Consider the following 13,977-nt stretch of genomic DNA (forward strand, 5'->3'; position numbering starts at 1 on the left):
ATAATGCCTCTTTACTCTTAATCAAAAGCGTAGTCGAACAATTTTATTTCTTCTTGGTAGATCGTTGAAATCAGATCTCGGTTAGCCTGATCGTAGGCGTCGCGATAATCCGCTCCATCGCCTTTTGTCTTATGAGGGAGATCAGGCGTTTCAATTCCTATTTTGTTGCATATAGTGCCGAAATCCGCATTGAGATTCTCGAATCGGCCGATGTAGTCCATGTCAACTCTGCCGGTGTAATCTGTTATCCAATAGAGTTGAGAACGGAGCATGCCTCTGCCGGCATGTTGATGTAAAAATTCATGAAATGAGATATCGCTTTGCCCAGCTGCTCCTTTATGGAGCGGATCACGTATATAATTACGATACCATGAGTAGGCCCTGGCCCACGGGTTTCTTACAATGGTGAATTTAAAGTAGTCCTGGTATTGGCGAGGGCTGACCTGAATTTTGTTATTGGGATTGCTCACGTTGGGGGAAAGGTGATGTTTAAACCGGCGCCCGACTTCGAACAGATTTCCACGTTCATGGAGTCGATGCAGGTTGCTGAAGGCTGGCTGCAGCATGCGCAGGCTGCGATGATCCTGTCCACCTCTGCCGCGATGGGAGTCCAGGTGCCCGAAAACCTGTTCGATGCTGGTGCCAGCGCATTTTGGAATGTGGATAAAGATGAACCGATGCTCGTGGGAAATCATGGAATGAGCTTTCTGAAGGGTGAATTTCTAAATGGCCGCTGGTAGAGTTCACGCCAACGAGTTGCAATAATGTCCAAGTCAAAATTTTGGACTATATGGGAGCGGGCGTATTCGCCAAAATATTGTCGATCACACTCTGGTAGATTCATTAGCTCTGCCATTTTATCTGCGAGCAATGTTGGGTTCTGTGGCGGGGCCAGGTAACCGTTGCTTCCCTCCACCACCAGATCGCTGTTACCACCCACATTAGTCACAACGGCCGGCAGGGAGCAGCTGAGTGCTTCAAGCAATACGATGGGCAATCCTTCCCAAGCCGATCCCAGTACGAATCCATCCGCCATGCTGTACCATTCCATCAGATCATTGCGGTTTCCCAGCAGAGTGACCCTGTCATCCAGGCCCAAGGATGTCACTCGAGAGGAAACGGAACGTTGTTCCGGGCCATCTCCCACAATATACAGCTTAGGTTTAGCACGATGTTCTGCTATTTGACTGAATGCCTGCAGTAAATTAGGTAGATCTTTCTGAGTTGTGAGACTACCGACATACAGCCAGATGAAGTTATCTGTTGAATTCATCTTTTTGCGATATACCCGCCTTGCAGTCTGGTCGCGGCGGAATGCGTTTGTGTCGATGCCATTTTCAACCAGCTCACATGCATGATTTCGTACCAATCCATCAACATTGTATCGGTCAACGGCAGCACGACTCACATTAGTGGTTACATCGCAGAATTTGTCGGTGATACGATACATCCAGTCACGAAACCTGCTGCCTTCCCGTATGTTGTGGGCGGTGGACACGAACAGGGCACGTCTCCAGGTAATATAAATAAGCCGTGTGAGTATGTTGGAATGGTACATATGTGAATGCACAATGTCCGGGCGGTATTGTACAATGGCTTTGCGTAACCTGATTAGCGCCACTGGCAGCTGGTAAGATTCATCGAAATCCACACACTGAAAGTCCAAATCGGCCTGCTTTACCTTGTCCAGAAAATATGGCTCTGGCATGTTCAGGGTGATGATCTTGATGGCGTGCCCCAGATTTCTCTGGCGATCAGCAATCGCCAGGAGCTGGAATTCTGCGCCACCGTACTCCAGCTTTTTTATCACGTATAAAATTCTCACGGGGTACTCAGGCTCAAAGTTGAAACCAGAATCTGGTATTGATCAACGATAGGTCGGAGGCCGAAAGTGCCTGCGCAATGCGCCATTGCCCTTTTGTTTCTCAATGTAGTGGTGGGCGAAAAGCGTGATTGAATGACGTTACGCATCACGATGCTCAGTCGGTCCGAGGAACGGGTAGGAACCAGTTCACCCAATGTGCCATTGTTTAGGATTTCTCTTGAGCCTCCGGAACAGTCAGTGGAGATGACCGGGGTGCCCAACGCCATAGCCTGGATCAAGGTATTTGGCAGGCCCTCCCACAGAGAACTGAGTACAAACAAATCTGCCTGTTTCATGTAACAAAATGGGTTGTTGACGAATCCCGGCAGATCTACATGCTCTGCTATTCCAAGTGCGCGGGCCTGTTGCATCAGGTTCGCTCTTTCCTCACCTTCACCAAGAATAATCAACCTAGCTACCAGATGTTGTCTCAGTTTGGCAAACGCATCTATCAGGGTTGGGAAGTCCTTTTGTCGGCACAATCTACCGGCTGCAACGATGACGGGCACAGTGTGGCTTTTAAGCCAGGGATGGGTTACGGCGCTTTCAGCGTGCTTAAACATGAGATCGGATACGACGGGATTGTGAATAATTTGGACCCGGTAAGGATCAATGCCTGCGTGGGTGATAAGATCCTTTCGAGTATCTTCGGACACTGCAACAATTGCGTCTGCGCGGGGGTATAGCCATTTCATCAGAAACGGCATACACCGCTCTTTCAGATTGTTGTCCTCCATCAGTTGTGTGCCAATGGTATTGGCCTCCCTGACGATCAACCTAAACGAATGGGGTGACATCAGTTTTGCGGTCACAGCCAAAAGGTTTACATGACGCATGGTGGAAAGAAGCGCCTCTGGTTGTCTTCGCCTGATATGCTTCAGCAGCGGAACCAGGCACCGGCTCAGCCTGTGGTTCCTAAGATCAATCAGATTCACACTGGCAGGAACATCATTTATATAGGCACCTTCAGCCTTACACAAAACCAAATCCACTTCATGACCTCTCTCAGCCAGTTCAGTAGCGATGGTCAACATAACTCTTTCTGCACCACCGCCGCGTAACGATGGTAGTAAGATGGAGATTCTCTGCATGGTGCGGCTAAATAGCCGCATAAACGGCTATCCTGTTACGTGTGTAATTGTGATAGGCCCGCAGTATAGTGTGACTTGGTTGCAAAATTGTGGCTGCTCGTGGCTGACCTTTTTTGTCATCGGGTTCGTTGATTTGATTGGTTTAGTTGATAGAGTGCAACACTACCCAATCCCATTAGCATGCGGCTTGTTACCACCACAGCCAGGCAAGCGATGTAACCGAACTGGGGCACTGATACCAACAGGCTCAATAGCCCCACCAGGGAAACGGCCACACTCAAATTCCTGGCCAGGTGATCCAAGCCTTGCAACATCAAGTAGTTGACGCCAAACGTGGTGTACAGGTAGACAAATGTGATTGAAATGGATAGCACCTGAAGGCAGATAACCAGCTCCTTACGGGTTGAGTCAAAGGCAAATTCCGCGATAGAGTGGGAGAAGGAAACAACGAGGGCTGTAAACAGTATCCCGAGGCCAAGCATAACCTGACTGTATAGGCGGTGATGTTGTATATTGCGCGCCAGTATTGGTAAAACCGCGGATGAGATTACCTGGCCGATGGTTACGGTTACCTCGATGAGTTTCAGTGCGGCACTGTAGGCACCGACCACCAGATCGCTTGAATAGAGCCCTAACACAAACACGGATGCGTTCTTGTAAAGGTTGGGTGCGAATTGTGCGATAAAAATGTCACGGCCATTTTTGATTGTCTGTCGGATCGATCCCAGGGGAACGGCAATCAGACGCAATTTGAGCTGTTTATGTAATACAAATAACGCAAGCAGTAATGCGATTAATGCGCATACCATATTAATCAAAGCCACTCGGATAACATGACTTTGATCCTGCACCAGACAGATGAGAAGAACCAGAAACAGTAACCGTGTGGACAAAAAGATCCAGGTGAGCATAGGCATGTGTTCGGTGCCCTGGAATGCCCATACGGGAACCATTGCTTGCATAGCAAGATACAAGCCACAGTATATGAAAAGATAGCTGTCTCGGCTAAATTCCGGAATCATGAAAACGATTAGAAGATAGACGGCAAATCCCACCAAAGCCAATAAAAAGGTACTATAGAAGTAAGTCGAGTAGCAGATATTGAGTTTCCGGTGATTACCCTGAATGCGCGCGATCTGGCGAGTTGCCGTTATGGTGAATCCATATTGTATGGTGACCGCGAGAAACTGAGCTAATGCAAGGGCAAAATTCAGGCTGCCGTAGCCCTCAAGACCCAGTGTTCTGACCAGATAGGGTAGGGTGACCAACGGAATCAAAAAGTTGCCGCCTTTAATGGCGCCAAACGCGGTCATATTTTTCAGCAACCGGAGATAAGAGGGCGTACTCATTTACGAGTGTGGGCGCATTTTGATTGTAGATAGGTAAGAGCGTACAGTGCCGGAATCAGGGTAAATGGCATTAAGGACGCCTGATAGCGAAACCCGGTAATGATGAGAAAATACGGAACCGGTAGAAAGTAGACGTATATCCACAAAGACCACAATCGCTCCGGGTAGTGATCAGTGTTCAATTTTCGCATGGCCCAAGTGCCGTAGAGTGCAAGCCCCCCAGTTACTATTCCAAATGCCGTAAGGACGATTCCAAAGCTAAATTTTTTCCAGTTTTCCACTTCGTGCCAGTACAGTAATGCATCCACATCCCCGCTATACCACATGGCGATTCTCATTATAATTTTACCGGTATAGCGCAATGGATCCTCTACTATGATCGACATTGCCCGCTCGAGCATGTACCGATCATAGTCAGCCTCTCCCATTTCCTGGTACAAGTGCTGTTGTTCGGGGCTCTTATAGATCCAATATTCAGCAAACAACGTACCGTGTCCCCCCAGGGCAGCGGGATGATTACCTTTATACAGTTCCGGACCGTCCATATTGCGAATATAGCTAAGGGTGCCCGACGCGTTATGGTTGCGGATCAGCCAAGGTGAGATGATGACCCCATAGGCGATAACGGCGATCATGATGCAAGAAATGGAGCGTGATGGTTGCTGTAGGAGTCGTGCAGAGCCCAGCAGCAGCAAGCACAGTAACGGGTACATAAGTGTCCAGGCGGGATTGCATAAGGCGGTCAGCCCGAACAGAATACCCAGCTTTAGCCAATGCATGATCTGGTCTGGGTTAAAACCGCAAACAACGTATTTAAGGATCAGTGCCAGAAACATGAGCGTGAGCGTGCTTTCCCAGATTCCGCCGGTCAATAGCAGAATATGTGGTTGTACACTGAATACCAGTGCGTACAACTGCGCGAAGCGTTCTCCGAACCATTTTCTGTTTACATCATAGAGCGTTACCAGGGTAATGCCGTTGAAAGCAATGTTCATTAGGTGCAATACCGTGTTGGCGGCTTCGGTTTTGATTCCCAGCAGCCAGTAGACAGCTCCGATAAGCCATACATAGAGGGGAGGGGAAACCCGGGTTGGTCCGCCTTCTCCTGTCGGCAGGTAAGGCGAGCTGTAGCCGAAGCCCAGCACCATACGCTCGGCGATGTCAGCCATTTCCCGCCCGCCTTCAGCATTCATTTGTCCGGTTATAACCAAATACGTCGCCTGGAATGCACCCATAAATACCACCAGCCATAACAACGGAATGGTTGTGTGGAAGCGGTGAGTTGTTGTCGGGTAGATCACTGAGCGGAGGGCTTGTACCAACATTCTTAGGCCGCAGAGAAAAGGATATAGGTCAGAACCTATTATGGTGCCGCATCAATGTTTCAGAATTCTTACGTTTTTATTGGCGCCAGGGGGGCGGGTGCCCGACGGTAAGAGAACAAGCATTCATTCATATAACCTACACAGTTCTGACATAGCATTTCCGATCCGGTACGGAGTGTTCCTGATTCCATGGGAGAACAAATTTGCACACTTCCAATCTCACACCCAGCCAGCGCTGGAATAGCTCACCTATGTTCATGGGGGCGTTGATAGTCGGCTCGCTGTTGATTGGCGGCCTTTTCTTCAAGGTGATGTTATCCCTTTACAACACCTGGAATGGGCAGGAGGAGTATAGCCACGGCTTTTTTATACCTCTTATCAGTGCCTACTTTATCTATCAGAGACGGCAACAGTTGGCAGCGATAGCGTTTACCGGTTCGTGGTTTGGCTTGATGATATTGCTGGCAGGGGGGCTGCTGCTGATTGGCGGTCGGCTTGCAGTGGTGTCCACAATGGGGCAGTACGCCCTGGTGATCAGTATTTGGGGCTTTGCCCTGGCTATGCTGGGGTGGCGTGGGTTTAAGATCATCTGGCCCGCACTGCTAATGCTGATATTTATGGTCAAACTGCCCACTTTTCTTTACAACAACATGTCCAGCCACTTGCAATTGATCTCGACACAGATAGGCGTGTGGTTCATCCAGTTGTTCGACATCAGTGTGTACTATGAAGGCAATGTTATTGATCTGGGTGTTATGCAGTTGCAGGTGGTCGAAGCCTGTAATGGGCTGCGTTACCTGTTTCCGCTGATGGCGCTGAGCATGATCATCGCCATTCTCTATCGTGCACCCATGTGGCGGCGCGTGATTATCGTTGTGTCCAGCGTGCCGATCTCCATTTTGATGAACAGCATTCGAATCGGTGTGATCGGTGTGACAGTGGAATACTGGGGGCAGGAGATGGCCGAAGGTGTGCTACACGATTTTGAAGGGTGGGTTGTTTTTATGGGAGCCCTGATGCTGTTGTTTATAGAAATGAAACTGATCAGTTGGGCCGTTGGTGACCGACGTACGTTCTCAGAAGCACTTGATCTTTATGGTGAACCGGTGTCGTCCGAGCCGGTAGAGCAGGTGAATCAACGTTTTCCCGTACAGGGGTTTCTGGCGATGGCCATTCTGTTGAGCATTTTGCTGCTGAACATCCGGCTGCAGGTGGCGGAAACGATTTTTCCAGAACGACAGAAATTCAGTGGCTTTTCTATGTTGCAAGGGGACTGGTATGGCAGGCCGGGCGCCATAGAATCGCATTTTCTCGATGAGCTGAAGCTCGATGACTATTTGTTGGCGGATTTCAAAGCATCAAGCGGAAGCACGATTAATCTGTATGCCGCATATTATGATGTGCAGGCGGAAGGTGAGGGTACCATTCACTCGCCCCGCTCCTGTCTTCCCGGTACGGGCTGGCAAATCAAATCCCTGGAACAACGTACAGTTCCCGAAGTGAACTTCAATGGTAAGCCATTGCTTGCCAATCGAGCTATTATCACCAAGGGTAAGGAAAGAATTCTCGCTTACTACTGGCTGCAGGGGCGGGATCGAATTATTACCAACGAATTTTTGGCCAAATGGTGGATTTTCTGGGATCGCTTGACGCAGGGGCGCTCAGATGGTGCGCTGGTTAGGGTGATGACCGAATTGGGCGAGTTCGATGATCCCGTCGCGCAAGAGCAGGAACTGCTGGCGTTTATACAGCAAATCTCGGGCGATTTGTCAGCTCACATACCGGATTAGAATCAGCGTTCTGTACAGGTTTTTTATGGCATTTTATGCTTCACTGCTGGTAGCGATGCTGTTCACTCTGGTGTCAATTCCTCCGTTGATCCGGTGGGCTGGGGTGATAGGTGCCGTGGATATACCTAATGAACGTAAGGTACACCAGAAGGTGGTACCCAGAATCGGAGGTGTAGCCATTGTTTTGGGCGCCATGATTTCGTTACTAATCTGGTTACCTTTTGAAAATCGATATTTGGCCATTACCGCCTCCATTTTGGTGCTGGCCGCGTTTGGTTTGTGGGATGATCGGTGTGATATCTCCTACAAGTACAAGTTTCTCGGCCAGGCTCTGGCCGGTATTTTGGTGGTAGGCTGGGGTGATATCCGTGTGCTTGATGTGCCCTTGTTGGGTGAGCTTCCTTTGTTGGTTTCCTGGCTCTTTACCTTGCTTTGTTTGCTGGCGGTAACCAATGCCCTGAATCTTGCGGACGGCCTTGATGGTCTGGCCGGAGGGACGACTCTACTCAGTTTTGGCTTGATTGGTATTTTGGCCTACAACGCCGGAGCCGACTATATTTTGTATGTTGCGATGGCCGTGGTGGGGGGGGTGCTTGGATTCCTGCGCTTTAACTCGCATCCTGCGTCCATCTTCATGGGGGATACCGGCAGTCAGTTTCTGGGCTTTATTCTTGGGGTTGAACTGATTCTGTTAACCCAGATTGCCGATCCGGCCCTGTCCTGGTCTGTTCCTCTGCTGCTGCTTGGTCTGCCTCTATTGGACACGATCACCGTGATGTTGAAGCGGGTGCTGACGGGGAAATCACCGTTCTCACCGGACAGGAATCATATGCACCATCGTCTTTTGGCACTTGGCTTCAGCCATTATGAAACCGTAGTGATTCTCTATTTTATTCAATCGGCTTTCGTAATCAGTGCGTTTTTATCTGCCTATGCCAGCGATTGGTTGCCGGGTTGTATTTTTTTTGGTTATTTGTTGGCTGTTGGCCTGGTTTTTCATTGTCTGGAGATAAAGAACTTTCAGTTTGATAAAAGTGAACAGTGGACCATGTTCTGGTCTGCGCGATTCACCCGCATTAGGCTTGGGCTGCGGACATTGGACTTTGAACGTTATCTGCCGTTGTACATTCTGTGCGTTCTGGTTCTGTTGATTGCATTTACCGGAATCACCTCCGCCACCATCAGCTTTGACGTCAGTCTGCTGGCTGCTTTACTCGCTATTACCCTGACCTTCAGTATTACCCGGACTATGCACACACCTTGGGTCGATCGATTGGGTGTCTACACATTCTGTGCATTATTGAGTTATCTGGGTTACCGGGGCCAGACCGCTGCGACTCTGATTTATACTGTGGAATGGGCATTAATTGTGGTAGCCAGTGTATGGGTGTTCTTTACCATTTCCACGCAGCAGTCCACCCGCAGATTTGAAACCAGCCCCCTGGACGTGCTGTTGATTCTACTGGCTCTTTTGCTGCCTGTTTTTGCCCGGTCTTCATCTGACATCGATCACTTGCCGCTGGAGGTGATCAAGTTTGTCGTACTTTTGTATCTTTTCGAATATGTGATAAGTAGCGGAATTTACTATAGATTCCGGGCGATCGGGTTGGTGCTGGCTGGTGGAGCACTGTTCATCGCAGCGAAAGGTATGGTGCAGTAATCTGTGCTGTCACTTTTTTGCCTTGAAAGTGTGACATGGTGTGGGCCTTGTTAAATTCAGATACCCAGATTATTCACATGACTATGATCACTAATTACATACGAACGTTCTGTATAATACTGCTGTTTGGCGTAACCTTGTCAGGCTGCGATGGACAGGAATCCCGTAAACAGAAGTATTTGACCGAAGCAGAGCAGAGTTTTCTGGAACAAGACTATGAGAAGGCGCGGATCAATTATAAAAATGTATTGAAGATTGATCCGAAGGATGTGAATGGGTTGATGGGCTTTGCCCGTACTTTGGAGAAATTGGCGGACTGGCGTGGTGCGGTGGGGCGTTATCGGGCGGTGTTGGAGATTGAGCCGGATAACGTTGAAGCCAAGGTTAAGCTGGGGCAGCTTTATCTCATGGCGAACGAGTACAGCATGGCCATGGAGCTGGCCGAAACGATACTGGCAGGTGAGCCCACCAGTGTAGCCGGGCTTACTCTCAAGGCAGGCGCCGTTGCCAAAGAGGGGAATGTATCTAAGGCACTCGGTATAGTGGAGCAAGCCCATAAGCTGGATAAACATGACCTGGATGCAACGGTGTTGTATTCCTCTTTGCTGGTGGCCAACAACCGGGCTGCGGAGGGGCTGTCGGTACTGGAAAAGGCTCTGGATGTGTGGCCGGACAGCATCACCCTACATTCCATGTTAGCGAATTATTATCTGTCAAAAAACCAACTCATACTGGCCGAAGAAGAACTTAAAAGGCTGACCCAGATAGCGCCTGAAAACGTGGCTTTCAAACACAAGCTGGTTTTGTTTTACGAAAGAACTGGCCGCGAACAAGAAGCCGAAAAAATCTATCGGGAAATTATTGCCTCTGGCGAAAACCAGACTGAGGCCATCATTGCGCTACACGATTTATACATGATGCGCAAGAACCAGGACAAAGCGAAATCCACGCTGGAAGAATTTATCGCAACCTATCCCGACGATTTTGATTTGAAATTCAAGCTGGCTGAATTTTATGTAAACAGTAAACAATACGATACGGCAGAATCCATGTATCAATCCTATCTGAGTGAGAATGATTCCGTATCCACTCGTGCCCGCACCCGACTTGCGTATTTGATGGAGCGACAGGGAAAGCTGGATCAGGCGGAAACATATCTGGCTGACGTTTTGAAAGAGTATCCAGGAAATATCGATGCATTGACGCTTCGAGGCAAGATGTATCTGGATAAGGAAGATGCCGTCAACGCTATTTCTGATTTGCGTACGGTGCTCAATGCCAATCCCGAAAATATTTCGATTCTTAAGGCTTTGGCTCATGCCTACCTATTGAACGAGAACTCGGATCTGGCGATTCAAATGTTAAAGGCGGTGAGCAACCTTGACCCGCGCGATGTCCAGGCACATCTTCAATTGGCGGAGCTGTATTCCGCTTCGGGTAAATTGGAGCCAGCCTTAGATCAATACAAGATTGCTGACAGCCTCTCCCCCAATAACGAATTCATCAAACAGAAAATGGCTTCCACTTATTTGGCTGCCGATGCAAGCGGTGCATCCCGTGAGTTGTCCCTTGAACTGATGGAGATGAAACCTGAGAACCCAATATATCCGTTGTATACAGGGTTGAGCTATCAGATCGAAGGCAAGCATGAGCGGGCGATTGACTATTTTGATCAGTCACTTGCCTTGCTTCCTGAAGCCATCGAGCCTCTTTCTGCAAAAGTTCGTAGTTTACTTGCCTTAAAACAATTAGATCAGGCCAGTGCTTGGCTGGCAGAGGTTGTAAAGCAGCAGCCGAATAATGCTCCGGCCATGAATTTCAAAGGTGAGGTTCACTTAGCAAAACAAGAATATAAAGCAGCCGAATTGGCGTTCGAGCAGGCGGTCAAGGCTCAATCCGGTTGGTGGCTCCCGTACCGGAATTTGACGTTGGCGAAGATGGCGGTGGGGGATGTGGCCGCTGCGGTCGATATGTTGCAGCTCGGCATTGACAAAACGGGTGGTGATTCGCGCTTGAAAATGGAACTGGCCATGTTATACGAGCGCCAGAATAAGCTGGCCGAAGCGCTTAAACAGTATGAGAGTATCGTCGCCGCAGATGACGATAACGTTGCTGCCATTAATAACCTGGTGATGGTATTGATTGCCATGGATCATACGGACGAGGGTGTACAGGAGCGGGCAATGCGACTGGGCCAGAAGTTGTTGGCAGACGAAAATCCACTTTATAAAGACACCATGGGGTGGCTTTACTATTCAAAAGGTGACTACGACAAGGCATTACCCTTGATTCGTCGTGCTTTGATAGCTTATCCCCAGCACCCCGAGATCAATTTTCACCTTGGCATGACGTACTACAAAATTGCTGAATTTGAGAAGGCAGAACAATATCTTAGAGTTGCCTTGCAGGACGGTGCAGTGTTTCGGGGTAAAAGTACAGCGGAAGAAACTCTGGTGGCGTTGGAAGAGAAGCTATCTGCGTTATAGGAAAAATTCAATGTATGTTGAGAGGCATTTGGGTGCAACCTAGCAATAGGTCGGGGGGGATCATGATGGCCAGGCTACTGTTGGCACTGGTATTGGGTGCGTTGTTGAACAGTCAGGTATACGGGGCTCTAGCCAAAGAGGGCCTTTATTGGGTACAAGGTTCGACACAAACTGTGATCGAATCCGTGAGTGTCACCGAACCAACCCGTGTTCGATTGGCCTATTCCCAAATTGCTATTGGAGGCGGCCCAGTCAATGGAAGTGCAATACTGGCGCGGGGCGTGGATACCTATTCGGCCGTGGCGCTTGGTGCGGCGGGTAACTATGTTGATTTGCCGGCAGGTGAGTATAGTTTGTTGGCCTACGCTGATCTGGGATTGGAGCCAGTTGCCGAGCTGCTATTAAATTTGCAGACCGATACGGGAAACGTGCTCTACAATGAGTCATTGTCTGCCCGCAAGATATTATTTGAAGAAGACAGCGACTCAGTAACCGTTCAGCAGCCGTTTGTTGTAGATAACGGGCAATCTCAGGTTGAGTTTCGTTACACGGGATTTGAACAATTTGATGTAGCCGATCTCTTTGCGGACATCGCGTTTCCTGTGGTGCTGATTACCGATTCTGATGAGGCCATTGTTGCAACTTTTCCATTGACTTCGCACAGCATGAGTGACGCCGTTACGTTACCTGTTGGCACGTATTCACTAACCATTGCTGCTGCGCTCCCCGATGTCGGTGCATCCGGCTTTTTCTGGCAGTTACAAGTGGGAGAACAACGCTATGGTGATAAGGTAAATCTCAAGGCTGACAACGTCACCAATCCCCCCGAAGTCATTGCTTTGGGTGAAACAGATGATTTTGCAAAAGCTCAATATCTATTGGAGTCCGTATGGTTGTTGGGGGCAGGTAATGCAGCCTATGGCGTTACGCTGGAACAGGGTGATAACTGGTTTACATTGTCTCCTGAAAATGAACACGTGCTGCCCGCGACGCTCGAAGGCAGCTACCAAATGTACATAAGCCATCCCGGCGGGGAAAACGCGGGGGTGGGGATTAAAATCAAGCGACGTGATGATGGTATCACTCAGTTTTCAACATGCTTGCCGGTGGGGAATGTGCGCCTTATAGGTGAGTTTCAGGTCAACTCTCCAGAGGTCGTATCCATATACTCAGATGACCTGGAGTTTGTGAACTCGGTTGAATCTGTGCGTTACGCGGTTACAGACGGCGCCTATGGAATCAGCTCCCAAGTAGTGTATGGCGATAGCCAGATTGATGTTCCTATTCCAACGCCCGGTACCTATTGTTTATTGGGACAGGCAACCGTGGTCAATAACGGAAATGCCTTATTGCGAAGTCGAGTTGTTTCCGGCTCCAGTCTATTGGGGGAGGGCTACCTGAATGCCGGGGAGGGTTTAGTGTTGATCCAAAACCTGGAGGTGGCCCGGGGAACCTATCGACTGGCACTTGCGGATCACAGCTTTCCTGAGGCGGCATCAGCGGTGGCCATCGGATTGTATGGTGAGGAAAACCGTTATAGAAAATATTACCCCAATGGGCTAATTGGAATGGCCGGTTCCGGCGACCTTACCCTGGCAGCCGGAACGTATCAATTGGCCTATCTTGTACTCACAGACGCAGAGGAATCCGCGCTTCTTGGCTATGCGCTTGAATCTGTTGAAGACAGCAGTTCCGATCCCCAGCCCGATCGCAATGCTAATGGCGGGGGGGATGGGGGCGGCGGAAGTGGCGGTGCCTTCAACCTCTTTTTCCTGGCCTTTTTACTGGGAATGCGCATAGCGCGGGTCAGCTGACCAGGCTTATTCTGGTCTGGGTGCTGACATGGGGATGCTCGCGATGGGTCAGGTTGGCTTTGGCGATTTCCCAGTTGAAACGCAGCATGCTTGTGGTGGAACAGGACAATTCCGCTGCTTCCGGATGGAAAGCCAGCAACAGTATATTGTCGTCCTTGATGCCGTGTTCATACCAGGCCTCAATTTTGGCGGACCAGAATCTTTCCATAACCTTTCGATCGTTTTCTGGCGCAATCCAGCCATTGATACAGGCCCAGAAGTTGTCTTTTTCATTGGCCAGGCAAATTTGCGCCTGGCAGCCGCCATCGATGCTGCCGTAGTGCTTGTTGTCTTTGCTGGTGAAGAACCAGATGATTTTTTCTTCTGCATCCACCATGGGCGCCATGGGTGACATAAAGGTATCTTTGCCCTCCACACCCAGCATGACCGCGGTGACGTTCTCCAACTGTTGCCACATCGCCGTTTCAGGCGAAGCCTGTATTTGCTTCATTACGTTCGTCATGGCGCTCTCCTTTTTCAGTTGTGATTTAAATCCAGTTGTGACTTAAAATCAGTTATATAGGCACAAGCCATTACTGCTTCCCAGTGCATCAAAGTT

The 13,977-nt window shown here is 49.3% G+C and carries 10 protein-coding genes; 4 read left to right on the forward strand and 6 right to left on the reverse strand.

Features of this window, described 5'->3' with window-relative positions; all coding sequences use genetic code 11:
• Positions 1 to 17 precede the first annotated feature (17 nt).
• The 5 genes from D9N13_RS02520 to D9N13_RS02540 form a co-directional block, all read right to left on the reverse strand.
• Positions 18 to 695, reverse strand: coding sequence for a sulfotransferase family 2 domain-containing protein (locus tag D9N13_RS02520; RefSeq protein ID WP_290585446.1), 678 nt, complete (start codon positions 693 to 695; stop codon positions 18 to 20).
• Positions 692 to 1,810, reverse strand: a complete 1,119-nt coding sequence (locus D9N13_RS02525) for a glycosyltransferase (RefSeq protein ID WP_290585448.1) — start codon at positions 1,808 to 1,810, stop codon at positions 692 to 694. Before D9N13_RS02525 ends, D9N13_RS02520 begins: the two co-directional genes overlap by 4 nt.
• Positions 1,811 to 1,821: 11 nt before the next feature.
• Entirely contained in the window at positions 1,822 to 2,976 is a 1,155-nt protein-coding gene (locus D9N13_RS02530; protein WP_317622445.1) for a glycosyltransferase, read from the reverse strand.
• A gap of 95 nt (positions 2,977 to 3,071) precedes the next feature.
• Positions 3,072 to 4,268, reverse strand: coding sequence for an oligosaccharide flippase family protein (locus D9N13_RS02535; protein WP_290585451.1), 1,197 nt, complete (start codon positions 4,266 to 4,268; stop codon positions 3,072 to 3,074).
• 32 nt (positions 4,269 to 4,300) lie between these two features.
• The gene (locus tag D9N13_RS02540) at positions 4,301 to 5,629 is read right to left on the reverse strand and encodes an ArnT family glycosyltransferase (RefSeq protein WP_290585453.1); all 1,329 of its coding nucleotides are present in this window, start codon (positions 5,627 to 5,629) and stop codon (positions 4,301 to 4,303) included.
• 203 nt (positions 5,630 to 5,832) lie between these two features.
• Here D9N13_RS02540 and xrtD point away from each other — a divergent pair, with 203 nt between their 5' ends.
• The 4 genes from xrtD to D9N13_RS02560 all read left to right on the forward strand — a co-directional run bounded on the left by xrtD (position 5,833) and on the right by D9N13_RS02560 (position 13,379).
• Entirely contained in the window at positions 5,833 to 7,419 is a 1,587-nt protein-coding gene (gene xrtD / locus D9N13_RS02545) for a VPLPA-CTERM-specific exosortase XrtD (protein ID WP_290585455.1), read from the forward strand.
• Between the two features lie 115 nt (positions 7,420 to 7,534).
• Entirely contained in the window at positions 7,535 to 9,079 is a 1,545-nt protein-coding gene (locus D9N13_RS02550) for an MraY family glycosyltransferase (RefSeq protein ID WP_290585458.1), read from the forward strand.
• A 77-nt stretch (positions 9,080 to 9,156) separates the two neighbouring features.
• The gene (locus tag D9N13_RS02555; RefSeq protein WP_290585461.1) at positions 9,157 to 11,565 is read left to right on the forward strand and encodes a tetratricopeptide repeat protein; all 2,409 of its coding nucleotides are present in this window, start codon (positions 9,157 to 9,159) and stop codon (positions 11,563 to 11,565) included.
• 80 nt (positions 11,566 to 11,645) lie between these two features.
• Complete coding sequence (locus D9N13_RS02560; protein WP_290585464.1) at positions 11,646 to 13,379, forward strand: hypothetical protein; 1,734 nt, start codon at positions 11,646 to 11,648, stop codon at positions 13,377 to 13,379.
• On the opposite strand, the gene D9N13_RS02565 is transcribed toward D9N13_RS02560, so the two are convergent.
• Positions 13,372 to 13,881 carry a pyridoxamine 5'-phosphate oxidase family protein gene (locus tag D9N13_RS02565; protein WP_290585466.1) on the reverse strand — a complete coding sequence of 170 codons (510 nt, stop codon included), beginning with the start codon at positions 13,879 to 13,881 and terminating at the stop codon, positions 13,372 to 13,374. The genes D9N13_RS02560 and D9N13_RS02565 overlap by 8 nt on opposite strands.
• Positions 13,882 to 13,977: the final 96 nt, after the last annotated feature.

Source organism: Ketobacter sp. GenoA1 (genome assembly GCF_003671475.1).
Lineage (GTDB): Bacteria > Pseudomonadota > Gammaproteobacteria > Pseudomonadales > Ketobacteraceae > Ketobacter.